This window comes from Pseudomonas sp. AC252, assembly GCF_979258105.1.
The window spans coordinates 2,152,070-2,177,824 of record NZ_OZ409837.1 but is presented as its reverse complement, the minus strand read 5'-3'; the positions used below and the strand labels follow the sequence as shown (position 1 = coordinate 2,177,824).

Below are 25,755 nucleotides of genomic sequence, written 5' to 3'. Positions count from 1 at the left end.
AGGAAAAACATGACGCTTTCCCATCACGTCGCGGTCATCACCAGCGATGAGCAAGCCCTGATCGTTGCCAGCGACCTGGCCGAAGACTTCAAACGCGACAGCGCCATCCGCGACCGCGAACGCCGCCTGCCATTGGCAGAACTGGAAGTGTTTTCCCGTTCCGGCCTGTGGGGCATCAGCGTGCCGAAAGAATATGGCGGCGCGGGCGTATCCAATGTCACCCTGGCCAAAGTCATCGCGCTGATCGCCCAGGCCGACGGCTCGCTCGGGCAGATTCCGCAGAACCATTTCTACGCACTGGAAGTGCTGCGCGTGAATGGCAGCGACGAACAGAAACAGCGCCTGTACGCCGAGGTCCTCGCCGGCCAACGCTTTGGCAATGCCTTGGCAGAACTGGGCACCAAAACCGCCCACGACCGCGTCACTAGTCTCAAACGCGACGGCGCTGGTTATCGCATCAACGGTCGCAAGTTCTACTCGACCGGGGCGATTTACGCGCAGCGCATTCCAACGTCGGTGGTCGATGAAAACGGCGTACAGCAACTTGCCTTCGTCCCGCGCGAGAGCAAGGGCCTGACGGTGATCGACGACTGGAGCGGCTTCGGCCAGCGCACCACCGGCAGCGGCTCGGTGGTGTTCGAAGATGTGTATGTAGTGGCCGAAGATGTGCTGCCGTTCCAGAGCGCTTTCGAGCGCCCGACCACGGTCGGCCCGCTGGCGCAGATTCTTCACGCCGCCATCGACACCGGCATCGCCCGCGCCGCTTACGAAGACGCCCTGCATTTCGTGCGCAGCAAGACCCGCCCATGGATCGATTCCGGCAACGACAAAGCCACCGAAGACCCGCTGACGTTGAAAAGCTTCGGCCACCTGAGCATCCGCCTGCACGCCACCGAAGCCTTGCTCGAACGTGCCGGCGAATTTCTTGATGCCGCGCAAGCCGAAACCAACGCCGAAACCGTCGCCGCCGCCTCGATCGCGGTCGCCGAAGCGCGAGCGATCAGCACAGAAATCTCCCTCGCCGCTGGCAGCACGCTGTTCGAACTCGCCGGCAGCCAGGCCACCCTGAGCGAGCACGGCCTCGACCGCCACTGGCGCAACGCTCGCGTGCACACCCTGCACGACCCGGTGCGCTGGAAATATCACGCAGTAGGCAATTATTACCTCAACGATGAAAACCCTCCGCTGCGAGGGACGATCTGATGAGCGCTGCGAAAAAGAAGATTCTGCTCAACGCGTTCAACATGAACTGCATCGGCCACATCAATCATGGCCTGTGGACGCATCCGCGCGACACCTCGACCCGCTACAACACGATTGAGTACTGGACCGAACTGGCGCAGTTGCTGGAGCGCGGACTGTTCGACGGCCTGTTCATCGCCGACATCGTTGGTGTGTACGACGTCTACCAGAACTCGGTCGACGTCACGCTGAAAGAGTCGATCCAGTTGCCAGTCAACGACCCGTTGCTGCTGGTATCGGCGATGGCTGCAGTGACCAAAAACCTTGGCTTCGGCCTCACTGCCAACCTTACTTACGAGCCGCCGTATCTGTTCGCCCGGCGCATGTCGACGCTCGATCATCTGAGTCGCGGCCGCGTTGGCTGGAACATCGTCACCGGTTATCTGGACAGCGCCGCCAAAGCCATGGGCCTGCGCCAACAGGTCGAACATGACCGCCGCTACGACCAGGCCGAAGAGTATCTGGAGGTGTTGTACAAGCTCTGGGAAGGCAGTTGGGAAAACGGCGCGGTGCTTAACGACCGCGAACAGCGCATCTATGCCAACCCGGAAAAAGTGCACAAGGTCGAGCACAAGGGCGAGTTCTATCAAGTCGAGGGGTATCACCTTTGCGAACCGTCGCCGCAGCGCACGCCGGTGCTGTTTCAAGCCGGCAGTTCCGACCGCGGCTTGATATTCGCCGGGCGTCATGCCGAGTGCGTATTCATTAGTGGCCAGAACAAACCGTCGACCAAAGTACAGGTCGACAAGGTCCGCGCCAGTGCCGTCGAGGCCGGGCGTAACCCTGAAGACATCAAGGTGTTCATGGGCCTCAACGTCATCGTCGGCGCCACTGAAGAGGCGGCGTGGGCCAAGCATGCCGAGTACCTCAGCTACGCCAGTGCCGAGGCCGGCGTGGCGCATTTTTCCGCCTCCACCGGCATCGACTTTGCCCAGTACGAAATCGATGAGCCGATCCAGTACGTGAAGAGCAACGCCATTCAATCGGCAACGAAAAACCTGCAGAACAACGACTGGACCCGACGCAAATTGCTTGACCAGCACGCCCTCGGTGGCCGTTACATCACCGTGGTCGGTTCGCCCGAGCAAGTGGCGAATGAGCTGGAAGCGTGGATCGCCGAAACCGGTCTGGACGGCTTCAACCTGACCCGCATCGTTACCCCGGAAAGCTATGTCGATTTCATCGAACTGGTGATTCCCGAATTGCAGCGACGCGGCTCGTACAAGACCGCATATGACGGCGGCACCTTGCGCGAGAAGCTGTTTCACGCTGGGCCACAGCTGCCTGAGCAACACAGTGGATCTTCGTACAGGCATCAGAAGCTTCGCGAGCAGGCTCGCTCCCACATTTGAAATGCGTACCCCTGTGGGAGCGAGCCTGCTCGCGAAGAGGCCCTCCCCGGCACCACAAACTCATGCACTGACTGGAAAAACCATCATGACCAAAAAAATCCTGTCCCACCCAGTCAAAGCACTGGCCCTGGCCTTCGGCCTGTTCAGCTCGGCAGTGTTTGCTGCCGATGCGCCGCTGAAAATCGGCACCACCGCCGCGTTTGCGATTCCGCTGGAAGCCGCCGTCGAAGAGGCCTCCAAACAGGGCTTGAAAGTCGAGCTGGTGGAATTCACCGACTGGATCGCGCCCAACGTCAGCCTCGCCGCTGGCGACATCGACGTGAATTACTTCCAGCACATTCCGTTTCTGGAAAACGCCAAGGCCGCCTCCGGTTTCGACCTGGTGCCGTTCGCCCCGGGAATCATCAACAACGTCGGCCTGTATTCGAAGAAATACAAAAGCTTCGATGAACTGCCCGAAGGCGCCAGCGTCGCCATCGCCAACGATCCGATCAACAGCGGTCGCGGTCTGCAATTGCTCGCCAAGGCCGGTTTGATCACGCTGAAGCCGGGCGTTGGCTACAAGGCTACCGAGGACGACATTGTCGCCAACCCGAAGAAGATCAGGATCCTGCAGGTCGAAGCCGTGCAACTGGTGCGCGCGTACGACGACGCCGATCTGGTCCAGGGTTATCCAGCTTATATTCGCTTGGCGAAGACCTTCGATGCCGGCTCGGCGCTGCTGTTTGACGGTCTCGATCACAAGGAATACGTGATCCAGTTCGTCATCCAGCCGAAGAGCAAAACCGACCCGCGCCTGATCAAGTTCGTCGACATCTATCAGCATTCGCCAGCCGTCCGCGCGGCGCTGGACAAGGCCCACGGCAAGCTCTACCAAGCCGGTTGGGAAAGCTGAGCATGACTGCCGCGATCCAACGGCGACTGGAGCTTCCAGAGCCACAGCATGCCGAACAAACCGAGCTGCATCCCGAGTTGAATCGCGCCCACGTACGCTTTATCGGCGTAGGCAAAACCTACAACGGCCGGCAAGGTCCGGTCGCAGCGTTGCAGGGCATCGACCTGGCGATTCAGCGTGGTGAAGTGTTTGGCATCATCGGCCGCAGCGGTGCCGGCAAGTCGTCGCTGATTCGCACGATCAATCGCCTGGAGCAGCCAACGTCAGGGCGGGTGTTGATCGATCAGGTCGATATCGGCGAGTTCGATGAAAACCGCCTCGTCGCTCTGCGCCGGCGTATCGGCATGATCTTCCAGCACTTCAATCTGATGTCGGCCAAGACCGTCTGGCAGAACGTCGAGTTGCCGCTGAAAGTCGCCGGCGTGCCGAAGGAGCAGCGCGACAACAAGGTCCGCGAACTGCTTGAACTGGTCGGCCTGCACAGCAAGCACAAGGCTTATCCGGCGCAGCTCTCCGGTGGGCAGAAACAGCGTGTCGGCATTGCCCGCGCGCTGGTGCATGACCCGGACATTCTGCTCTGCGATGAGGCGACATCGGCGCTGGATCCGGAGACCACGCAGTCGATCCTCGGCCTGTTGCGCGAGATCAACAAACGCCTGGGCCTGACCATTGTGCTGATCACTCACGAAATGGCAGTGATCCGCGAGATCTGCGACCGCGTCGTCGTGCTCGAGCATGGTCATGTGGTCGAGCAAGGCCCGGTGTGGCAAGTGTTCGGCAATCCGCAACACGCAGTCAGCCAGACCTTGCTCGCACCGCTGCAACACACCTTGCCGGAAGAATTGCAGAGCCGTTTGCTGACGCAATCAACGGTTTCAAATGCAGCGGTGGTGTTGTGTTTGCAGTTCACCGGCAGTGCCGCTGATGAGCCGGATCTGGCCGCGTTGTTTGCGGCATTGGGTGGCCGAGTGAAGCTGCTTCAGGGCGGCGTGGAAAGGATTCAGGGTCATGCGCTGGGGCAGCTTTTACTGGCCGTCAGCGGCTCGGCGTTCAGCGCCGAGCAATTGCGCGAACGCGCCGGGCAATGGGCGCAACGAGTGGAGGTATTGGGCTATGTGGTTTGATCGCTTGCTGCAGGGTTTTATCGACACCTTCCTGATGGTGGGCGTGTCGTCGCTGATCGCGCTGCTGGTGGGGATTCCCATGGCGGTGATTCTGGTCACCAGCGACAAGGGCGGGATCTATGAAGCGCCGCTGTTGAACCGTGCGCTGGGCGCCTTCGTCAATCTGTTCCGCTCGATCCCGTTCCTGATTCTGATGGTCGCGCTGATTCCGTTCACCCGCCTGATCGTCGGCACTACCTATGGCGTGTGGGCCGCGGTGGTACCGCTGACAATCGCCGCAACACCCTTCTTCGCGCGGATCGCCGAAGTGAGTTTGCGTGAGGTCGATCATGGCCTGATCGAAGCGGCGCAGGCCATGGGCTGCCGGCGCTGGCATATCGTCTGGCATGTGCTGTTGCCCGAGGCACTGCCGGGGATTGTCGGGGGTTTCACAATCACCCTGGTGACGATGATCAATTCGTCGGCGATGGCTGGGGCAATTGGTGCTGGTGGGCTGGGGGATATCGCCTATCGTTACGGCTATCAGCGCTTCGACAGCCAGATCATGTTGACGGTGATTGTCTTGCTGGTGGCGTTGGTGGCGGTAATTCAGTTGGGTGGCGACAGGCTGGCGCGCGGGCTGAATAAGCGCTAAGGTCGATGGCGGCAGGTGGCCATCAACCAAGCCCCTGTGATCTCACTATTTTGGGCAATGCCCTTAGTCAAAATCAGATGATTCCTACACGATTTTTAGCGTTTCGCCAGCCCGAACCACGCGGGTTTGCAGGACGATTCCTAGAATAATTTGCCTGCTTGTACCCGAAATATCCGGTAGCTAATCTCCGGTCGTCACTGTTTTGCGGTGACCGGATTCAGTTGTCCGGATTCGCTGGGCGTACAGTCAGGCCTGACCTCGGCAGAGGCTTTAGCTGTCCGATGTTGGCTGTGTGCAGGGCACTTTCGGGTGCATCGATAACCGGCGGCCGGCGACTGATCTGCGTGCAGCCGCCGTCCTGCTCGTTTAGTCGCGAAATGGTTGGCTCCCACTTGATGTCAGGAGTTTACCCATGGAAAAAAATCTCACCGATCCGCCACTCAGCCTTACTTCCAGCAAGCGGTTCACCGAGGATTTGCTCAAGGATCGCTCTGCATTGTGTCGCGCCGTCGACTCGCATCTGGCCGGCACTCAGGTCACGTTGGCGGGACAGAAACGCGTCTACAGCATCAGCGAAGATGTGACGCTGGAGGACGCCCAATTATATGTCGCCGACCTGTTGCGCTGCGCATCGGTGACCGTCCATCAATGCGGTGACCAGCTCGGGGGCGCGGATCGGGCCATGGTGTTCTCGGTCTGGCACCTGCTGGAAATGGCCAAGGCGATGATGGACCGTTCGATCGATTGCCTGGGGGCGAAGCAGCACTGACGCCCCGGCACCCATCGCCGCCTGCGCTGGCGCCAGCGCAGGCGGCGTTTTTTTGCCGGTGAAAAAGCTTATAGTCCGACCTCACATTGCCAATACAGCATCGATCATGAAGCAGACGCCCAGCGACCTCGAACAGATCACCGCCACTACCCTCGGTCACTACAACTCGGTGGCCGAGGATTTCCGTGAAGGCACTCGCGACCACGATGTCAGCCAGAACATCGAGGCCCTGCTACGGCACATTCACGGTGAAGCGCCTTTCACGATTCTTGATTTCGGCTGCGGGCCGGGCCGGGATTTGCAAACCTTCACGCGCATGGGCCACGTCGCGATCGGCCTCGATGGCTCACAGGAATTCGCGCGCATGGCCCGCGAGGACAGCGGTTGCGAAGTCTGGCAGCAGGACTTTCTCAAGCTTGATCTGCCGGCCGAGCGCTTCGACGGGGTCTTTGCCAATGCGGTGCTGTTTCATGTGCCGTTGCAGGTGTTGCCGCAAGTGCTACGGCAACTGCACGGCACCTTGAAACCAGGTGGCGTGCTGTTCAGTTCCAATCCGCGCGGGGACAACCGTGAAGGCTGGAACGGGCCGCGATACGGCTCGTATCACGATCTGGAAGCCTGGCGCGGGTTGCTGACGGCGGCGGGTTTTGTCGAGCTTGAGCATTACTACCGCCCCGCCGGGTTGCCGCGTGAGCAGCAGCCATGGCTGGCGAGCGTGTGGCGTCGAGTTGATTGAAGATCAAAAGATCGCAGCCTTCGGCAGCTCCTACGCTGGAATGCGTTTCCCTGTAGGGGCTGATGTTGGCTGCGATCTCTGGTTCTTGCTTCAGGAAGATTCTTTTTCAGGCTCGCGAATCTTGTACCAGGCCACATACAGCGCCGGCAGAAACAGCAGCGTCAACAGCGTCGCCACCACGATGCCGCCAATCATTGCGTAAGCCATCGGCCCCCAGAACACTTCCCGGGCGATCGGGATCATGCCCATGCTCGCCGCCGCTGCGGTCAGCAGGATCGGCCGGCGCCGGTGTTCGGTGGCTTCGACCACCGCATCCCACGGCGCATAGCCTTTCTGCTCGAACTCATCAATCTGCGTCACCAGAATCACCGAGTTGCGGATGATGATACCGATCAGCGCGAGAATCCCGAGGATCGCCACAAAGCCCATCGGCGTGCCGGTCGGCACCAGCGCCAGCACCACGCCGATCAGCCCCAGCGGCGCCACACTGGCGACCAGGAACATCTTCTGCACGCTGTGCAACTGGATCATCAGGAACGTCGCCATGAGGAACAGCATCAGCGGCAGCACCTTGGCAATCGGCCCCTGGGCCTTGCCGCTTTCCTCGACCGTACCGCCGGTGGCGACCTTGTAGCCGACCGGCAGTTTCGAGGCAAAAGCATCGATTGAGGGCTTGAGCAGTTTCACCAGATCGGTCGGCTGAATCTCGTCGCGCACCGAGGCCTTGATGGTGATGGTCGGCAAGCGATCGCGACGCCACACCAGCGGCTGCTCCAGTTCATAGCGCACGGTGGCGAACGCCAGCAGCGGAATCGAGGTGCCGCTCGGCGTAACGATCTGCAGGTTCTGCAGGGTTTCCGGGGTGCCGCGTTCGGAGTCCACCGCGCGACCGACCACATTGATGAGGTAGATGTCGTCATCGACCTGGGTCAACGGCGAGCCGCTGACAATGCTGTTCATCAAATTCGCCACGTCTTCGGAGGACAACCCGAGTTGCCGCGCCTTGTCCTGAGCGATGTCGATGCGCAGGACTTTGCCCGGCTCGTTCCAGTCGTAAATGATCTCGCCGATGTGCGGGTTCTTGTCCAGCTCGGTTGCCAGATCGATGGCGTGTTTGCGTACCTGATCGACATCTTTGCCGCTGACCCGATACTGAATCGGACGCCCCACTGGCGGGCCCATTTCCAGGGCCTGCACGTAACTGCCGATGCCGACGAAGTCTTTGTGCAGGCGCTCGCGCAAGCGCTGACTCAGGGCCTCGCGGGCTTCGAAGTCTTTGCTGACGATCACCAGTTGCGCGTAGTACGGGTTCTGCAATTGCTGATCCAGCGGCAGGTAGAAACGGATCGCGCCCTGACCGATGTAAGTGCTCCAGCGCACGATGTCCGGATCGCCCTTGAGGGTCGCTTCGAGCTTGTCCACCGCTTTGCGGGTTTCATCGATCGAAGCGTTTTGTGGCAGGTTCAGGTCGACCAGGATTTCCGGGCGGTCGGATGCCGGGAAGAACTGGTTCTGCACGAAACGCATGCAGAACACCGCCAGCACGAACAACAGCACGGTGACGCCGATCGCCCACCAGCGATTGCGCATGGCCCATAGAAGCCCGCCGTTGAACGCCCGGCCGACGCGACCCGGCTCGGCGTCATGGGCCTTCACCTTGTCGCTGAGGATGTGTACGCCAATCACCGGCGCGAAGAACACCGCCACCACCCACGAGACGATCATCGCCACGGCGATCACTGCAAACAGCGTGAAGGTGTATTCACCCGCCGAACTGGCGTTGAGGCCGATAGGCACGAAACCGGCGACGGTCACCAGCGTACCGGTGAGCATCGGGAACGCCGTCGAGGTGTAGGCGAACGTCGCCGCCTGCTCCTTGCTCTCGCCCATTTCCAGGCGCGTAACCATCATTTCCACGGTGATCATCGCGTCGTCCACCAGCAGACCGAGGGCGATGATCAGCGCGCCGAGGGAAATCCGCTGCATGGTGATGCCGCTGTATTCCATGAACACAAAGACCATCGCCAGCACCAGCGGAATCGAGCAGGCCACCACCAGACCAGCGCGCACGCCAAGGCTGATGAAGCTCACCACCAGCACGATGATGACCGCTTCGAACAGCGCGCTGGTGAAACCGCCGACGGCCTCTTCCACCACCACCGCCTGATCGGAAACGGTGTGCACACCGACGCCGACCGGCAGGTCAGCAGTGAGCTGGTCGATCCGCTCGTGCAGTGCTTTGCCGAATTCCTGAACGTTGCCGCCCTTCTGCATGGCAATCGCCAGGCCGATTGCCGGTTTGCCGTCGAAACGGAATTCCGGCGTCGCCGGGTCGACGTAGCCACGGCTGATGTCAGCAATGTCGGCGAGGCGATAGAAACGGTCATTGAGTTTGAGATTGACCTCAGCCAGGTCTTTCTCCGAAGCGAATTGCCCCGATGTGCGCACGGAAATCCGTTCAGGTCCCGCCTCGATCACCCCGGCCGGGGTCACGGCGTTCTGCGATTGCAGGCTCTGCACCACCTGACGCTGATCGATGCCCAGCGCGGCCAGTTTGCGGGTGGAGAAATTCAGGTAAATCGTTTCGTCCTGCTGGCCGACCATTTCGATCTTGCCCAGCCCCGGCACGTTGCGGATTTCTGCGCGCGCCTGCTCCACATAATCGCGCAACTGGCGCATGGTCAGGCCGTCGGCGGTGAAGGCGTAGACCGAGCCGTACACGTCGCCGAATTCATCGTTGAATCCCGGCCCCTGAATGCCCTGGGGAAACTGGCCGCGAATGTCGTCGATCTTCTTGCGCACCTGGTACCAGATTTCCGGGATGTCCTTGGCGCTGGTGGTGTCGCGCAGATACACGTACACCGTCGATTCGCCGGGGCGCGTGTAGCTTTTCACGTAGTCGAGGGAATCGAGCTCTTCGAGTTTTTTCTCGATGCGGTCGGTGACCTGCTTGAGGGTTTCTTCCTGGGTCGCGCCCGGCCATTTGGTCTGGATCACCATGGTTTTGATGGTGAACGACGGGTCTTCTTCGCGGCCCAGATTGAAGTAGGAGAAAACACCCATCAGCAACCCGACAAACATCAGGTACCACACGAAAGACTGGTGCTTGAGGGCCCATTCGGAGAGGTTGAAAGAGCCTTTCATTGACTGTCCTCGTCAAGTTTTACCGATTGTCCGGGTTTGAGACTGTTGACGCCGGCGCTGACCACGCGCTCGCCGTTTTGCACACCGCCGGCCAGCACCACGCTGTTGTCGCCACGGCTGACCACGCTGACGTCGCGGGGGTTTACGGTTTTGTTCTGCGTGTCGATCACCCAGATTCGGGTTTTGCCATCGACTTCCTGCAACGCAGTCAGCGGCAGTTCGATGCGCGGCTTGATCGCCGAGCTGAGGGTCACGCTGATCGCGGTGCCGAGGCGGAAACCGTCCGGCGTTTCCGACAGGGTCAGGCGGGCGCGGCGGGTGCGCGTGGCGCTTTGTGCCTGGGGTTCGATCTCACGGATGATCGCCGTGGTGTTGATGCTCGGGTCGAGTTGCGCGGCCACCGAAAACACCACATCGCTGGGCAATTGATCGACCAGCGTATCGGGCAGATCGATCACTGCTTCCTTGATATCCGGTTGCGCCAGCGTTACCACTTGTTGCCCGGCCGTTACCACTTGCCCGGCTTCGGCGTTCCACGCAGTGACCACGGCTTTATGATCGGAGCGCAACTCGGTGTAGCTCAATTGATCCTTGCTCTGGCTCACCGCCGCGCGGGCCTGATCGAGCGAGGCCTGGGTGGTTTTCAGGTCGGTGTTGGCGACGTCCAGTTGCGCCTGCGCACCGACGCCGCGATCGAACAGCGCCTGCTGCCGGCGTGCGTTGGCCTGGGCGTTGATCAGTTGCGCCTGGATTCTCGCCAGATCGCCCTGGGCCGAACGCAACTGGTTCTGCTGATCGGACGGATCGAGGGTGGCGAGCAAGGTGCCCTTCTGCACTTCGGCGCCAACATCGACGTTACGGCTGGCGATGCGGCCGCCGACGCGGAAACCGGTGTTGCTCTCGTAACGCGCCTGAATGCTCCCGGCAAAGCGCCCGAGACTTTCTTCGTTCAGCGCTTTGACCGTGACCGACAGCACCGGGCGGACCGGCTCCGGCGGCGTTTCCTTTTCCGAACAAGCGCCCAGCAGCAGCGCCATGCACAACAGGCCGAGGCGCTTCATGGCTGCGCTCCCGGTTGCAGATCCTTGTAGGTGTTTTCGGCAATCTCGACTTTCATGCCGGGGTGCAGCAACTGACCGCCGGCGACGATGACTTTCTCGCCGCCCTTGAGGCCTTCGCTGATGATCACTTTGCCGGTCAGATAGCGACCGACCGTGACCGTATGCAACTGCGCTTCGCCTTTGTCATCGACCAGCCACACCGCCGGGTCGCTGATGTTTTTCGTCAGCGCCGACCAGGGCAGTTCCACCGCCGATTTGCCGGTGCCCTTGGCGGTGGCACTGACCACCGAACCGAGCTGCATGCCCGGCGGCAGCTTGTCGAGGCTGACCTTGACCTGCACGGTGCCCGATTGCGCCGACACCGATGGCGTGATCTCACGCACGGTGCCGGTGGTTTTGATCTCGGGATTGTCGAGCAGGCTGACCACGATCGAACGATCGGACGGACGCTCGGCCAGCAGCGATTCGTAGACATTGAACACCGCGTCGCGGTCGCCATCACGGGCGAGGCTGAAAATCGGCGCGGTGGCCTGCACCACCTGGCCGACTTCGGCCTGGCGTTCGGTGATCACGCCCGGCGCATCGGCGATCAGCGAGGTGTAGCTGAGCTGGTCCCCGGCGTTGGCCAATTGCGCCTGCGCCGCGCTCAATGCGCTCTGGCTGCTGCGTAGCGCCGCTTGCGCCGAATCGTATTCGCTCTGGCTGGTGTAGCCCTTGGGCAAGAGTTTTTGCTGACGCACGAAAGCGGCCGCCGCTTGTTTTACGCGGGCCTGTTCAGCGACGACCTGGGCTTGAGCGGAATCGACGTTGGTTTGCAGATCTTTAGGATCGAGTTTGGCCAGCACCTGTTTGGCGGTGACGCGGTCGCCGACGTCGACCATGCGCTGGATGATCTTGCCGCCGACGCGGAACGACAACTGCGTCTGCACTCGCGCCTGCACATCACCGGTGAGGGTCACCGCGGCGGCGTAGTTGGCCGGCTCGACCTCTTGGACAAAAACCCGCGGCAGGTATTCCTGAGCAGGTTTCTTGTCGCCGCAAGCGGTGAGCAAAGTGAACAGACTCAGCATGACCGCTGTTTTCATTCCGGGACTTGCCATGCAGACTCCTTCCTGTGTACGAACGTGCAAGTGACGATACGACTGTGAGCTTAGAACAGGGTTCAACGTTCGCCTGAGCGATCACAACATTTCCGTGTGGAAGCTGCCGAAGAGAGGGAATTCCATGCTTCATACCTTGGCCGTGGCCAATTACCGCTCGATCAACAAACTGGTGATTCCGCTCGGGCGCCTGAACCTGATTACCGGGCCCAACGGCAGCGGCAAGTCCAACCTCTATCGCGCCTTGCGCCTGCTGGCGGAAACCGCCCAAGGCGGCGTGGTCAATGCGCTGGCGCGTGAAGGCGGGCTGGACTCGACGTTCTGGGCCGGACCGGAAACCATCAGTCGACGCATGCGCAACGGTGAGGTGGCGATCGAGCCAACGGTGCGCCACGGCGTGAAAAGGTTGCGACTGGGATTCGCCGGCGAGGATTTCAGCTACGCCATCGGCCTGGGCCTGCCGGAGCCAAGCACTTCATGCTTTGCCCTCGACCCGGAGATCAAGCGGGAATGCATCTGGGCCGGCCCGGTGTTCCGCCCGGCGAGCCTGCTGGTCGATCGCAACGGTCCGATGATCCGCGCCCGCGAAGGTCGCGCCTGGGATGTGCTGGCGCAACACACGCCGAACTTCGACAGCCTGTTCGACCAGGTCGGCAATCTGCGCAGCTCGCCAGAAGTATTCCAGATGCGCGAATTCATCCGCCGCTGGCGCTTTTATGATCACTTTCGCAGCGATGCCGACGCGCCGGTGCGTCAGCCGCAACTGGGCACTCGCACGCCGGTGCTGCACCACGACGGCCGCGATCTGGCGGCGGCCTTGCAGACGATTATCGAGATTGGCGATCCGCAGGCGTTAACAGCGGCGATCAGCGATGCGTTTCCCGGCGCGCGACTGAAAATCGCGCCGTTGGCCGGTGGACGCTTCGCTATCGAGTTTTATCAGGAAGGCTTGTTGCGACCATTGTCGGCGGCGGAATTGTCAGACGGAACCTTGCGCTATCTGCTGCTGGTTGCGGCGTTGCTGACACCGCGACCGCCGACACTAATGGTGCTCAACGAACCGGAAACCAGCCTGCACCCGGACCTGCTGCCGGCGCTGGCACGGCTGATCATCCGCGCTTCGGAGCAGTGTCAGGTGTGGGTGGTGTCGCACGCGCGGCGATTGATCTCGGCGTTGCAGGAAGACCCGGAATGCAATTGCATCGTGCTGGAGAAGACGCTGGGGCAGACCGGGATTGTCGGGCAGCGGGTGCTGGATGAGCCGGCGTGGCATTGGCCAGACTAGCCCATTCGATCGTTCCCACGCTCTGCGTGGGAACGATCAACAGGCAATCACCCCTGCCACTTGCCCCCTTCAACAATCACACTCTCAGGGCGGGTGTCATCGCTCAGCTCTTTGCGCACATATTGGTCATACAGCTTGAGCAGGTATTTCTCCTCGCCCAATTTGGCCAGCTCGCTGTTGACCCAGTCACGCAACTCGAGATTGCCCTTTTTCACGGCCGGCGCAATCGGCGCCTCGGCTCCGAGCTTTTCTTCAAGCACGCGATACCCCGGGTTCTGCTTGGCCCAGCTGAACAGCACCAGATTGTCCTGCGCATAGGCATCGCCACGACCATTGGCCAAGGCTTGCAGCGACTCGGAGTTCTTTTCGAACTTGAGCAGTTTCCAGTCCGGATGGTTTTTGGTCAGCCAGATATCCGCGGTGGTGCCGGTGGTGACAATCGTGGTGCGCGTCGCCAGATCATTGAGTTTCTTCACCGAACTGCCCTGCGGCACCAGTGCCTGCACGGCGACCTTGAGGTTCGGGTTGGTGAATTCCACCGCTTCCTTGCGCTCCGGGGTGACGGTCATGTTGGCGAGGATCAGGTCGACCTTGTCGCTCTGCAAAAACGGAATGCGACTGGCCGGCTCGACGGCAACAAACTCGACCTTGTTTTCATCGCCGAGCAGATCTTTGGCGAAGCGCCGGCCAATGTCGGTGTCGAAGCCAACGTAGCGCCCGGCCTCATCGACGAAACCGAACGGGGGCTTGTCGGTAAATACACCAACGATCAATTTGTCGCGGGCCTTGATCTTGTCCAGATAACCGGCGGGTGCGGCGCTTTCGCTGGCGACCTTCGGCTTTGGTGGCTCTTCGGTTTTACCGCAACCGGCAAGCAAGGCGAGGCTAAGCAGGGGCAATAACAAAGCGGCAGTTTTCATAGCAGTTCCAGTTCCTTTTTCGGATTCGTTTCTGGCGATGTGGCAACGAAGGAGAACTTCTCCAGAAACTGCTGCGCGCGTGCGGTTTGCGGGTTCGTAAAGAAAATCTCGGGTGGGGACTGTTCGAGGATGCGTCCGGCATCCATGAACACGATGCGGTCGGCCACCGCGCGGGCGAAGGCCATTTCGTGGGTGACGATCAATAAGGTCATGCCTTCGCGGGCCAGACCCTGAATGACTTGCAGTACTTCCTTGACCATTTCCGGGTCGAGGGCGGCGGTGACTTCGTCGAAGAGCATGACGCGGGGGTTCATGCACAGCGACCGAACAATGGCGATGCGTTGCTGCTGGCCGCCGGAGAGCTGACGCGGGAAAGCATCGCGCTTGTCCAGGAGGCCGACACGTTCAAGCAAGGCTTCGGCCTGCTGTTGTGCTTCGCGGCGCTGGCGCTTCTGCACCTTGAGCGGGCCGAGCAGCAGATTGTCCAGGACGCTCATGTGCGGGAACAGGTGATAGCTCTGGAAGACCATGCCGATCTGCTGACGGATTTCGCGCCAGTCGATGGCATTGTCCAACAGTTCGCGCCCGATGAACTTCAAGCTGCCGCTGTGGGCCTCTTCCAAGCCATTGAGGCAACGCAGCAAGGTGCTTTTGCCGCAACCGCTGGGTCCGAGAATGACCACCACTTCGCCGCTCTGTACTTGCAGATCGACGCCATTGAGCACCTGCTGGGCACCATAGAATTTGTTGAAACCGTGAAACTCGATCAGTGCACTCATGCTTGCGTCCAGCGTCGCTCCAGCACGCGCGAAGCGGCCGAGAGCGGGTAGCAGATGAAAAAGAAAAACAGGAACAGCGCACCGTAAATCAGTACTGATTCGTAGGTGCGCTCGATGATCTGTTGGCCGACCTTGATCACATCGACGACGCCGATCAGCACCGCCAGCGAACTGGTCTTGATGATCCGCGTGTAGACGTTGATGGTCGGCGGCGTCATGCGCTTGAGTGCTTGCGGCAGCAGCACGTAGCCATACAGTTGCGCTGCATTGAGGCCGATCGACAGCCCCGCTTCACGCTGTCCGCGCGGCAACGAATGCAGCGCACCACGCGCTACCTCGCCAACCTCGCTGGCGCCCCACAGCGACAGCACCAGCACCGCGCACCACAAACTTGGCAGGCTCAGGCCAAAGAAAATCGGCAGACCGAAGAACAGCAGGTACAACCAGACCAGCACCGGTATCGCCCGGAACAGCTCCAGATAGATGCGCAAAATCGCGTTCAGCCACGCTACGTTCAACGTACGCAGAACACCGTAGAGCACACCGCCGACGGTGCTGATGGCGATGCTCAGAAATGAGATCGACAAGGTCTGACCGGCGCCTTTCGCCAGTTGCGGCAACGACACCCAAAGCAATTCAAGACCCGAACTGGCCATGCTGGAGCCTCCTTTCAAGACGGCTGAGCAACAGCGATAGCGGCAAGAACAGCAGCACGCAGATCAGCGTCAGCACGGCGAGCATTTCGTAGGTTTTGTAGTAGAGCGCGATATAGCTCTTGGTGGTGTAGAGGATTTCCGGCACCGCTACCGCCGAGACCACGGTGGTTTCCTTGAGCAGGAAAATGAAATTGGCGAACAGCGACGGCAAGCTGAGGATCCCGGCCTGCGGCAGGATCACGTAGCGCAGCAACTGGCCGTGAGACAGGCCAATCGACCGTCCGGATTCCAGTTGCGCCTGGGGCACCGCATCGACGCCGGCGCGCAGCACTTCGGTGAGATAGGCGCCGCCAAGGAAAGTCATGGTGATGATTGCCGCAGTGAAACCGGAAACCTGGATCCCCACTGCCGGCAGAGCGAAGTAGACGAAGAACAGCTGAATCAGCAACGGCGTGTTGCGCGCCAGCTCTACATAAAGGCCGACCATTTTCTGCAGGTATGGCGTGCGAAACACCAGAATCGTCGCGTTGAGCAGCGCGACCAGCAGCGAAGTGCCGATGGCGATCAGTCCGACCTGCAGCGTCACGCCGACGGCTTTGAGAAAGGCCGGCAGAGTGCTGAGGATAAAGGCGTAGTCGAAAGTCATGAAGCGTCCTGACGCCGCAGGGTAAGCGGCGGTGATGCAATCCATGGACAGCGGGTACCTGTCCGGCAGGCACTGACTTTATAGGTATAAAAACAAGAATTTAAATACCGTTAAAGCATATTGATATCACCCAAAAAACTATCCTGTGGGTTTGCCGGGAAGGAATAAGACGGCTATTTTTCTTTGCGCTGTAGGACGGATCTTTTTTCACGAAAGACCTCCAAGGAACCGCAGCTTTTGGCCAGACTCTCCGGCCCATTCACCACAAGGAAGAAAGACATGGACGTAAAAGTGCCGCAGCGGCTGGATCCGCAGGACATCGTGAAATTGCTCAGGGCGTTGCGCCGGGCGTTGAAAGCGCAGGTGGCCTGAGGTAACGGCAAGATTGATGGTTCCCCGCTCCGCGTGGGAGTGCAGCCCGGGACGCTCCGCGTCCCATTAAGGGCCGAACGCGGAGCGTCCGATGAGGCATTCCCACGCAAAGCGTGGGAACGATCTTTTCAACGGCTTGAAACGCACACACAAAAACGCCGATGCCCATCACTGGCCATCGGCGTTTTTACCTCTGAAGCAGGTTCACTCAAGTCAGATCAGAATGCCGGCAGCACCGCGCCGCTGTACTTCTTCTCGATGAACGCTTTGACTTCCGGGCTGGTCAGGGCCTTGGCCAGTTTCTGGATCGCGTCGCTGTTCTTGTTGTCCTCACGGGCCACCAGGAAGTTCACGTACGGCGAGTCGGCGCCTTCGATCACCAGCGCATCCTTGGTCGGGTTCAGCTTGGCTTCCAGCGCGTAGTTGGTGTTGATCATGTCCAGATCAACTTCTTTCAGCACGCGCGGCAGCAGGGCCGATTCCAGTTCCTTGAACTTGAAGTTGTGCGGGTTCTTGGCGATGTCTTTCGGCGTTGCCAGAGCGTTCTTCGGATCTTTCAGTTCGATCAGGCCGGCCTTTTGCAGCAGGATCAGGGCGCGGCCGCTGTTGCTGCCTTCGTTGGGGATGGCGATGGTCGCGCCGTCCGGCAGCTCAGCCAGAGTCTTGTACTTGCTCGAGTAGCCACCGAACGGTTCAACGTGAACGCCCTGCACGGTCACCAGATACTTCGCCTTGTCGTCCTTGTATTTACCCTGGTTGAAGCTGTCCAGATACGGCTTGGTCTGGAAGTAGTTGGCGTCCAGACGCTTCTCGCCAACCTGTACGTTCGGCTGCACGTAGTCGGTGAAGACTTTGATTTCCAGATCCACGCCTTCTTTGGCCAGGGTCGGCTTGATCAGCTCGAGGATTTCGGCGTGAGGCACCGGCGTTGCGGCAACCACCAGTTTCTCGCCGGCGTTGGCGAAAGAAGCCGTGAGCGCAGCCGCCAATGCGGTAAACAACAGAACCTTTTTCATGCAGTGTCCTTATCGAAAATCACGGTCGTCATCGACGACGGCATTAATACGTGTGCCAGTGAAGTGATATCGCTGGCGTGAGGCGGACAATACCCGGATTTTTTATTCCCGGACAATAACGTTTATTCAGCTTCATATTCCATTTTGTTCATGTTGAGGAAAACGGCTCACACCGCCTCGCTCAACTGAATCAGCCATTCTTTCAATGCCTTACGCTCTGCACCGCTGCCGCCGATGTGGGTCTGCCTTACCAGACGTTCGATCTGAACCTGCGGCGCAGACGCGTCGGGCAGGTTCAGGTGTTCCGGCAGAATCTCGTCACCGGTGCTGACCAACAGAGCGAAGTGGATGACATTTTCCAGCTCGCGGGTGTTGCCCGGCCAGCTGTGTTGTTCGAGTACATGCTGCGCGGCTTCGCTGATCAGCGGCACGGGCAGGTCGAGACGCTGGCTGTAGATGCCAAGGAAATACTCGGCCAGCGAGAGGATGTCGCCGGTGCGCGCGCGCAACGCCGGCAACTCCAGATGACCCTCGCTGAGGTAGTGATAGAGCCGTTCGTGGAATTTGCCGGCGTCCACCGCTTGCGCCAGATCGATGCTGGTGGCCGCGACCAGGCGCACATCCACCGGGCTTGGCTGATGCGCTCCGACACGGGTGACTTCGTGGTTTTCCAGCGCGGCGAGCAATTTGATCTGGATCGGCAGCGGCAGGTCGCCGATCTCATCCAGGTACAAGGTGCCGCCGTTGGCCGAACCGAACCAGCCGGCGCGGCTGCTGGCCGAACCGCTGTAACTGCCGGCGGCGTAGCCGAACAGTTCGGCGTCGGCGTAGGTCGGGCTGATCGCGCCGCAGTTCACCGAAACGAACAGACCGCTGCGGTCACTGGCGCGATGGATATGCCGGGCGAGCAGCTCTTTACCGGTGCCCGTCTCACCGCGAATCAACACTGAAATCGAACGCGGTGCCAGTTGCTCGAGTTCTTCGCGCAATTGCCGTGAACGCGGATCGACAAATACCAGCGCCTTGGCGCGAATGCTCAGGGGGCTTTTTTCCGCATCGGGAAAGGTCAGCAAGGGCTGACCGAAAGTTTCGAAACTCATGGCAGGCTCCCGCCCAAAACCGCCAGCCGACGGGGGCGTTGAATAATAAGGTCAGGCGCGACGGCGGGCGTGGTGTTCCAGACGATTTTGCAGGCGATAGAGATAGGCGAAACCCTGCTCCCAACGCTGATGCCCGGACTTGACGTTGATGTGCCCGGCCCCGGCAAGAATCCCCGCCTCCGCGCCCCAGTTGCGTGCCAGTTCCAATGCGCGCGGCGCACTGACGGCGGCGTCGTTGTCGGAGCTGACGACCTGGCTGGGGAACGGCAACAGATCTATCGGAATCGGTGCGAAGTTGCGCAGTGCTGGCGCGCACGCAGGACGCTCGACATCGGCCGGCGCGACCAGTAAAGCCCCGCGCACCTGACGCAGGTATTGCAGCGGCGCAGTCGCCGCCCAGTGAGCAACAGTGATGCAGCCGAGGCTGTGAGCGATGAGGATCACTGGTGTGCTGTCGGCGCCAATCGCTTCGGCCAGCGCGGCGACCCAGTCCTCACGGCGCGGCGTCAGCCAATCGGCCTGCTCGACCCGCGCGCTGTTCGGCAGGCTGTTCTGCCAATGGCTTTGCCAATGATCTTCTGGCGATCCCTGCCAGCCCGGCACAATCAGGTAACGGATTGATTCATTGCGCATGGGGAGCTCTCCTGCGTCGTGTCTGTTCCGGGTCGAGTATAGGGAGCGGAGTTATATTCGTTAAGGAATAAGAAGCTATTTATTAATACCCATAATGCATATGAGGCACGAATCCTGTGGGAGCGAGCCTGCTCGCGAATAGGGTGCATCAGTCGACGATGATGTTGTGGCGAATGGCGCATTCGCGAGCAGGCTCGCTCCCACATTGGAAAGTGTCGTGGGCAAAAAACGAATAAAAAAAGGGCCGCACCCTGCCAAGGAGACGGCCCCGGAAAAACGAAAATCTGTCACCGCGCGGTGATCACCGACAATTTGGTAATCCCTGCCCGTTCGATCGAAGCCATGGCTCGCGCCACTTCGCCGTAATTCACCCCGTCATCGGCCTGCAATTGCACGCGCACTTCCGGGTCCTTGGCCTTGGCCGACTTGAGGTTGAATTCCAGCAAGTCCGGTTGAATCTCGTCCTTGTTGATAAACAGCTTGCCGGCGCCGTCGATGCTCACCACAAGTGGGTCCTTCTGCTCGACCGGCGCCACCGCTTCAGTCTTCGGCAGGTTGATCGGTATCGCATTGGTCAGCAGTGGCGCGGTGACGATGAATACCACCAGCAGCACCAGCATCACGTCCACCAGCGGCGTCACATTGATCTCGCTGAGCACCTCATCCGTGTCTTGCGTGGAGAAGGCCATATCAGGACGCCTCCTTCACTTTTGCTGCGTTGCCGGGCGCTGCCACCTTGTGCGCGGTCGGGTGGATCAGCACGCGGAACGCGCTCTTCTGCGCCAGGCTGTAGAAGTCGTGGGCAAAATCGTCGAGATCCGCCGCCGTCAGTTTCAGACGGCGCAAAAAGTAGTTGTAAACCAGCACCGCCGGCACCGCGACGGCGATCCCCACGCCAGTCGCGACGAGTGCCGCACCGATCGGGCCGGCCACTGTCTCCAGGCTTGCCGAACCGGCAGCGCTGATGCCTTTCAAGGCCTCCATGATTCCCAATACCGTGCCGAACAGACCAATGAACGGCGAGGTGCTGCCGATACTCGCGACAACCGCCAGACCGGTTTCCAGCGAACGCCGTTCGCGGACGATCTGCTGGCGCAAGGCACGCTCAAGGCGATCCTGATGATTGATCGCCTGGCTCAGATCGTTGGCCTGCGGCGCCTCGCCCACCTGGATCGCAGCGTAACCGGCCTGCGCCACCCGCGCTGCGGCGCCGGGCTGGGTTTCGCTCAACTCGGCGGCGGCATCCAGGCTCGACGCCGCCCAGAAGCGTTTATGAAAGCGCCGATCCTGCGCCTTCAAACGACCGAACTGCACGGCCTTGAGCAACGCCAGGCCCCAGGTGGCGACGGAAAAAACCACCAGCAGCCAGATCACCGCGCTTTCGATGGATTCCAATGGAGATGCCAGTAACGTCATGATGTGTTCCCTCGTGTAAACATTTCGCGCGAATTTGGTTTCGGTTTAATGAATCTTGAAATCGATAGGCACGCTGACCCAGCCGTCCTGGGCGACATCACCCTGCTTGGCCGGGACGAAGCTCCAGCGCTTCACAGCGTTGAGCGCGGCGTCGTCGAGCTGCTGGCGGCCACTGCTTTTGGCAATCTGAATCTCGCCCGGTTTGCCGCTGGCCAACACATGCACGCGCAACAACACCGTGCCTTCCCAACCGCGACGCTGAGCCAGCGACGGATATTCCGGAGCCGGGTTTTTCAGATACGCAGCGTTAGCTGAAGCCGGCGTAACGGGCGCCGGTGCTGGTGGCGCAGGAGGCGCTGGCGCGGCGACCGGGGCTGCCGGTTTCGCTGGCGCAGGCGGTTGCTCTACTGCCTTCGGCGCCGGTTTGGGCGGCGGTTTCACCACTGGTTTGGGTCTGGCGATCGGCTTGGGCGGCGGCGGTTTTACCGCCAATTCCTCTTCCACCGGCGCTGGCGGTTCGACCACCGGTGCCGGTGGTGGCGGCGCAACAACCGGCGGCGCTGGCGGAGCCGGACGCGAAAACTCGATGGTCATCGGCGGAATTTCCGGCGGCACTACCGGCAGCACCGGCGTCGGTTTCTGGCTGACCCAGTAAATCACCGCGCCATGCACCAACAGCGCGAGCACACCGAGCAGAAGGGTTTCGCGCCGACTCAAAATACCCTTGGGCGCTCGCTGCAAACGCAACTGCCCCAACGGCACCCGGTGCGGCCGGCCAAGATCGACCAGTTCGCCACTCGGCGTATGCCGCCACAGCAAATCCCCTGCGCTGGCGGCGGTCTGGACATTGCCCATTGTTCAACTCCCTGCGGTCTCTTTCGTTCTACAAGCCAAAGCGATCAACCCGCCCTTCTTGAAGGCCCCACGGCGTAGTCGATGGGGTAATCATTAGGCTTGCACGCTTATCACCGAAAGTAATCTTTAACGTTATGTATAGACCTTCAAGGAATATACAAATTGCCGGTTTTTACCGAGGCCGCGCGCCACAAGGGCTGCAGCGATCGACGAAAAATCGCATGCTTTTACGGCATGAAAAGTATTCGTTCACGGCATTCATCCGCGCTCGGTTAACGACTGGCATTGGTTTGCTGGACGCCTACGGCAGGCGCGATCACTGCAGTTTCCGAGCGCGGCGTACCGGCCGGCACCCAGTCGTAGCTCACCGGCAGCGCTCGGTACACCCAATTGCTGATCGCGTCCCCACCCGGCGCTTTGCCCAGATACGGACTGACGTATTCCCAAACGTTTTCACCGTTGGCGGTTACCTGGAAAAACCGCCCGTTCATGCCTTCGTCGATCAAGGTGTTGCCGTTGGGCAAACGCCGCGCGCTGCTGATGAACGAGCTGTAGAACGCCCAGCCTGGCTGCTTCGAATTGGCCGCGCTGTACTGCCAGACGATCTGGTTTTTCTGCGGGTCGATTTCCAGCACCCGTGAACCGGATATCAAGCCAAGGGTGACGTTCGGATAGCCCGCCGAACCCTGGTTATCGAACACCAGCAGATTGCCGGCGCCAGGCAGTCCGGCGGGGATGATGTGTGCGTCGTGCTGACCGACGAACTGATCGACCGGGCGCGGCAGTTTCTGCGCGGTTTTCGGATTGATCAGCGGCAGGTTCGGCCCCAGCCGCCAGACCACTTTGCCGCTGGTTTTATCGATGATGGCGATGAAGTTGGCGTTGCGTGAATCGATCAACAGATTGTCCGGGCTGAAGCGCTTGTCACCGGCGTCGAACCACTTGTTCGGCCCAACCAGACTGAGATTGTTGATGTGCAGGTAATCCGGGTTGTCACTGGCGCGCACCAGTTTCAACTGCTCGGCGCTGAAGCCGAATTCGCCCAGATGTTCCGAGGCCAGCCACTGCCATTTCACTGCGCCGTCGGGGCTGACTTCGTAGATCACATCGTCGATGACTTCGGGCGCCTTGAAGCCGTTGACCTTGTGCACCTTGTTCGCCAGCACCACGGTGTTGCCATTGCTCAAGCGACGCTGATCGTGATGCTGCTGCGCCGCGCCATCGGGCGCTTTGTCGCCCCACTGCCAGACGACTTTGCCGTCCCAGTCGAGTTCGCCGACGCTCTGATTGCCCAGGCCATTGCCTGCCGAGCCGAGCTTGCCGGGATCCTTGTCACTCAATTGCAGCAGTACGTGGCCGCGTTTACCGCCGACCAATTGCGGGTCGATGATGGCTGAAGGGAAACCGGCCTGCGCCCAGGCTTTCACTTCGTTGCCGTTCATGTCGATCAGGTGCGTCCGCTTGTCGGCGCCGCTGAAGATCACGTACTGGTTGAACGCCCTGTCCGGGTCATAACGGGTGACGCCGGTCGGGTACACGCTGGGCGCGGCGAAGGCGCTGCTGCTCAGGACTGCGCCGGATAACAGCAGAGGTAAAGCGCTTTTGATGGGCAACATGGTGCAGCTCCTTGAAAGCTCAATCAGAAGTCGTAGCGACCGGTAACGCCGAGGGTCCGTGGCGTGCCGAGCAGGCCTTCATAGCCGCCGTTGCCGCCGGTCCACAAGGTCGTGTAGTAGGTCTTGTCGAAGGCGTTCTTCAGCCACAGCGAGACATCCCACTGGCCCTGATTGAAATCGCCGCGCAGGCCAGTGGAGAGGTTGACCACCGCGTAACTGGGGATCTGCCCATAATCGGAATCCTCCACCGTGCCTACCGCTTTTGAGCGGAACGCATAGCTGCCGGTGACGTAGGGTTCGAAGCCGTTAGCCAGATTCCATTTGTATTCGCCGTTGGCGTTGCCGATCCATTTCGACGCGCCGACGACTTGATGGCCGCTGAGGTCGCACGAGGCCGGTGCACCCGGAGCCTGGCTGACTTCCGGCGGGCACGGTGCATCTTTGTAAGAGAGGTAGCTGACGTCGTTGTACGAACCGTTGAAGTTCAGGGTAAGGCCACGCAACGGCACCACGGTGCTTTCGAACTCGATGCCGCGCGAGCGCACCGAACCGGCGTTGGTCAGGTATTGCACGCGGTTGGCGGCGTCATAGGCGTTGGTCTGGTAGGCGTTGACCTGGGTCCAGAACACGTTGGCGTTGAGTTGCAGGCGGCGATCCCAAAGGGTGCTTTTGAAACCGAGTTCGGCGTTGTTGGCGCGCTCGGTGCCGATCAATAACGAGTCGGCGCCAGCGGTAGGTGCGGAGCCGACCGCAAGGTTGACCCCGCCGGATTTCTCGCCATGGGACAGCGTGGCGTAACCAAGCACATCGTCGGTGATGCGATAGCTCAGGTTGAGCAATCCCGAGGGGCTGGAGCTGTACTGATTCAAGTCTCCGGAATCGTAGACGCCGGCACGGCCGCGGCGCGCATTGGCTGCCGCGCCCGCAACCGCTACACCGCCGAGCGGCGCGTTGCGGCTGACCGAGGCGTTTTTCTCTTCGTAGGTGCCACGCACCCCGGCAGTGAAATCGAGGCGCTCGCTCAGGTGCCAGGTGCCTTGGGCAAACAGGGCGAAACTGTCGGTCTTGATATGCCCCTTGCCGACGCTGGTGACGTTAGCCAGGCTACCGGCCGGCGTGCCGTTCCAGATGTCGGCCTGCGGGCCGTAATAGGCGAAGGATTTGTTGTCCAGATCCGAGCCGAAATAGTAGGCGCCGACGACGTAATCGAAGAAGTCACCCTTGGGCGAGGCCAGACGAAATTCCTGCGAATACTGTTTGTCTTCCACTGACACGCCAGCGTTGTAACTGGCCGGCACGTTGAGACCGTCGTCGTTGCGCGGGGTGAAATTCCAGAAGCGATAAGAGCTGACCGACGTCAAGGTGAAGTCACTCGGCAACGTCCAGTTGGCTTCCACCGACGTGCCGCCCTGATGCACGGTGACGTGCTGGTCGTTGTCGAGATTGACCTTGCGGTGCCGGCCGTTGACCAGCGTCGCTCCGGCCGCGCTGGCCCGCGATTCATACAGATTGACGCCGTTGATGGTCGGCCCGGTGTTGTAGAGCACGCGGGTGCCGGCGCTGGAATCTTCTTCGTTGTAATCGCCGATCCAGCGCAGATTGAAATCTTCATTGGGCTTGAACAACAGCTGCGCGCGAAAGCCCTCGCGCGAACCACCGTTGAGGTCGTGGCCGTCGTATTCGTTCTTGATGTCGCCGTCGCTGCGCGTGCGATAAGCGGAAAAGCGCCCGGCCAACTGATCATTGAGCGGCCCGGAAATCGTGCCCTTGGTCTGGAAGTAACCGTCCTCGCCAACCGAGGTTTCGATGCTGCGTTCCGGCGTGAAACTGGGTGCGCGGGTGCTGATGTTGATGACCCCGGCAGTGGTGTTCTTGCCGAACAGCGTGCCCTGCGGCCCACGCAGGACCTCGAGCTGCTCGATGTCCATCAGATCGAACACCGCCATCCCCGGACGGCCCAGATAAACGTTGTCGATGTACAGGCCAACGCTGCCTTCCAGGCCATCACTGGCCGGGTTGTTGCCCAGGCCACGGATGGACACGCTGGACTGGCGCGCATGCATATAGGCGACGTTGACGCTGGGCACCAGTTGCTGCAAATCCTGAATCCGATAGACCCGCTGCGTCTCCAGATTCTGCCCGCTGACCACGCTCATTGGCGTCGGCACATCTTGCGAGCTTTCTTCGCGGCGGCGGGTGGTGACGGTCACGGTTTCCAGCTGCGAACCATTGGCCGCTGCTGTGCCTGCGGGGACAGGCGGAGGGTTTCGGTTTCGGCGGCATAGCCGTGAGTCCAGCTGGCGCTGCCTGCCAGCAACAGCGCCAAAGGCAGGCGTTTGAGCCGTCGGGGAGATGGGGGTAACGCGAGATTCAACGGACTCATGGCGCGGCTCCTGGTTAAAAA

22 protein-coding genes and 1 pseudogene are annotated in these 25,755 nt (G+C 60.6%); 8 read left to right on the top strand and 15 right to left on the bottom strand.

From position 1 onward, the window contains the following. Positions 1-9 precede the first annotated feature (9 nt). The 7 genes from ACZZZ4_RS10085 to ACZZZ4_RS10055 all read left to right on the top strand — a co-directional run bounded on the left by ACZZZ4_RS10085 (position 10) and on the right by ACZZZ4_RS10055 (position 6,752). Positions 10-1,203 carry an SfnB family sulfur acquisition oxidoreductase gene (locus ACZZZ4_RS10085; RefSeq protein WP_463547742.1) on the top strand — a complete coding sequence of 398 codons (1,194 nt, stop codon included), beginning with the start codon at positions 10-12 and terminating at the stop codon, positions 1,201-1,203. Beyond that, positions 1,203-2,594, top strand: a complete 1,392-nt coding sequence (locus ACZZZ4_RS10080) for an LLM class flavin-dependent oxidoreductase (protein WP_463547741.1) — start codon at positions 1,203-1,205, stop codon at positions 2,592-2,594. Before ACZZZ4_RS10085 ends, ACZZZ4_RS10080 begins: the two co-directional genes overlap by 1 nt. Positions 2,595-2,679: 85 nt before the next feature. Beyond that, the gene (locus ACZZZ4_RS10075) at positions 2,680-3,489 is read left to right on the top strand and encodes a MetQ/NlpA family ABC transporter substrate-binding protein (RefSeq protein ID WP_039756402.1); all 810 of its coding nucleotides are present in this window, start codon (positions 2,680-2,682) and stop codon (positions 3,487-3,489) included. A gap of 2 nt (positions 3,490-3,491) precedes the next feature. Then, on the top strand, positions 3,492-4,613 hold the full coding sequence (locus tag ACZZZ4_RS10070; RefSeq protein WP_463547740.1) for a methionine ABC transporter ATP-binding protein: 1,122 nt from the start codon (positions 3,492-3,494) through the stop codon (positions 4,611-4,613). After that, the gene (locus ACZZZ4_RS10065) at positions 4,603-5,247 is read left to right on the top strand and encodes a methionine ABC transporter permease (protein ID WP_039756400.1); all 645 of its coding nucleotides are present in this window, start codon (positions 4,603-4,605) and stop codon (positions 5,245-5,247) included. The genes ACZZZ4_RS10070 and ACZZZ4_RS10065 overlap by 11 nt, the downstream gene beginning before the upstream one ends. A gap of 412 nt (positions 5,248-5,659) precedes the next feature. Continuing rightward, positions 5,660-6,016 (top strand): DUF6124 family protein, encoded by a 357-nt coding sequence (locus ACZZZ4_RS10060; RefSeq protein WP_039756398.1) that lies wholly within the window; start codon positions 5,660-5,662, stop codon positions 6,014-6,016. 106 nt (positions 6,017-6,122) lie between these two features. Then, positions 6,123-6,752 carry a class I SAM-dependent methyltransferase gene (locus tag ACZZZ4_RS10055; RefSeq protein WP_463547739.1) on the top strand — a complete coding sequence of 210 codons (630 nt, stop codon included), beginning with the start codon at positions 6,123-6,125 and terminating at the stop codon, positions 6,750-6,752. A gap of 90 nt (positions 6,753-6,842) precedes the next feature. Here the strand turns inward: ACZZZ4_RS10055 and ACZZZ4_RS10050 are convergent, their stop codons facing one another. The 3 genes from ACZZZ4_RS10050 to ACZZZ4_RS10040 are packed head-to-tail and all read right to left on the bottom strand — an operon-like array spanning position 6,843 to position 12,057. Further along, entirely contained in the window at positions 6,843-9,896 is a 3,054-nt protein-coding gene (locus tag ACZZZ4_RS10050; protein ID WP_415760871.1) for an efflux RND transporter permease subunit, read from the bottom strand. Beyond that, positions 9,893-10,957 (bottom strand): efflux RND transporter periplasmic adaptor subunit, encoded by a 1,065-nt coding sequence (locus ACZZZ4_RS10045; protein WP_463547738.1) that lies wholly within the window; start codon positions 10,955-10,957, stop codon positions 9,893-9,895. Before ACZZZ4_RS10045 ends, ACZZZ4_RS10050 begins: the two co-directional genes overlap by 4 nt. After that, positions 10,954-12,057, bottom strand: a complete 1,104-nt coding sequence (locus ACZZZ4_RS10040) for an efflux RND transporter periplasmic adaptor subunit (RefSeq protein ID WP_463547737.1) — start codon at positions 12,055-12,057, stop codon at positions 10,954-10,956. The genes ACZZZ4_RS10045 and ACZZZ4_RS10040 overlap by 4 nt, the downstream gene beginning before the upstream one ends. Before the next feature lie 124 nt (positions 12,058-12,181). On the opposite strand from ACZZZ4_RS10040, the gene ACZZZ4_RS10035 reads away from it, so the two are divergent. Beyond that, positions 12,182-13,342 carry an AAA family ATPase gene (locus ACZZZ4_RS10035; protein WP_463547736.1) on the top strand — a complete coding sequence of 387 codons (1,161 nt, stop codon included), beginning with the start codon at positions 12,182-12,184 and terminating at the stop codon, positions 13,340-13,342. 47 nt (positions 13,343-13,389) lie between these two features. On the opposite strand, the gene ACZZZ4_RS10030 is transcribed toward ACZZZ4_RS10035, so the two are convergent. The 12 genes and pseudogenes from ACZZZ4_RS10030 to ACZZZ4_RS09975 form a co-directional block, all read right to left on the bottom strand. Then, positions 13,390-14,262 (bottom strand): transporter substrate-binding domain-containing protein, encoded by an 873-nt coding sequence (locus tag ACZZZ4_RS10030; protein WP_415760873.1) that lies wholly within the window; start codon positions 14,260-14,262, stop codon positions 13,390-13,392. After that, entirely contained in the window at positions 14,259-15,041 is a 783-nt protein-coding gene (locus tag ACZZZ4_RS10025) for an amino acid ABC transporter ATP-binding protein (RefSeq protein ID WP_129998357.1), read from the bottom strand. The genes ACZZZ4_RS10030 and ACZZZ4_RS10025 overlap by 4 nt, the downstream gene beginning before the upstream one ends. Beyond that, positions 15,038-15,697: an amino acid ABC transporter permease gene (locus tag ACZZZ4_RS10020; RefSeq protein WP_129998358.1), complete on the bottom strand. Its 660-nt coding sequence runs from the start codon at positions 15,695-15,697 to the stop codon at positions 15,038-15,040. Before ACZZZ4_RS10020 ends, ACZZZ4_RS10025 begins: the two co-directional genes overlap by 4 nt. Further along, positions 15,678-16,343, bottom strand: coding sequence for an amino acid ABC transporter permease (locus tag ACZZZ4_RS10015; RefSeq protein WP_129998359.1), 666 nt, complete (start codon positions 16,341-16,343; stop codon positions 15,678-15,680). Before ACZZZ4_RS10015 ends, ACZZZ4_RS10020 begins: the two co-directional genes overlap by 20 nt. Before the next feature lie 590 nt (positions 16,344-16,933). Then, positions 16,934-17,731, bottom strand: coding sequence for a MetQ/NlpA family ABC transporter substrate-binding protein (locus ACZZZ4_RS10010; protein ID WP_039756381.1), 798 nt, complete (start codon positions 17,729-17,731; stop codon positions 16,934-16,936). Positions 17,732-17,898: 167 nt separating this feature from the next. Next, positions 17,899-18,831, bottom strand: coding sequence for a sigma 54-interacting transcriptional regulator (locus tag ACZZZ4_RS10005; protein ID WP_415760876.1), 933 nt, complete (start codon positions 18,829-18,831; stop codon positions 17,899-17,901). 51 nt (positions 18,832-18,882) lie between these two features. Further along, complete coding sequence (locus ACZZZ4_RS10000; RefSeq protein WP_463547735.1) at positions 18,883-19,464, bottom strand: alpha/beta hydrolase; 582 nt, start codon at positions 19,462-19,464, stop codon at positions 18,883-18,885. A gap of 287 nt (positions 19,465-19,751) precedes the next feature. Further along, positions 19,752-20,153 (bottom strand): ExbD/TolR family protein, encoded by a 402-nt coding sequence (locus tag ACZZZ4_RS09995; protein WP_007972930.1) that lies wholly within the window; start codon positions 20,151-20,153, stop codon positions 19,752-19,754. 1 nt (position 20,154) lies between these two features. Continuing rightward, on the bottom strand, positions 20,155-20,880 hold the full coding sequence (locus tag ACZZZ4_RS09990; protein WP_463547734.1) for a MotA/TolQ/ExbB proton channel family protein: 726 nt from the start codon (positions 20,878-20,880) through the stop codon (positions 20,155-20,157). Between the two features lie 45 nt (positions 20,881-20,925). Beyond that, positions 20,926-21,735, bottom strand: coding sequence for an energy transducer TonB (locus ACZZZ4_RS09985; protein WP_463547733.1), 810 nt, complete (start codon positions 21,733-21,735; stop codon positions 20,926-20,928). Between the two features lie 272 nt (positions 21,736-22,007). Beyond that, entirely contained in the window at positions 22,008-23,351 is a 1,344-nt protein-coding gene (locus ACZZZ4_RS09980; protein WP_039756375.1) for an aryl-sulfate sulfotransferase, read from the bottom strand. A 23-nt stretch (positions 23,352-23,374) separates the two neighbouring features. After that, positions 23,375-25,734, bottom strand: a pseudogene (locus tag ACZZZ4_RS09975) (TonB-dependent receptor). Between the last annotated feature and the right edge of the window lie 21 nt (positions 25,735-25,755).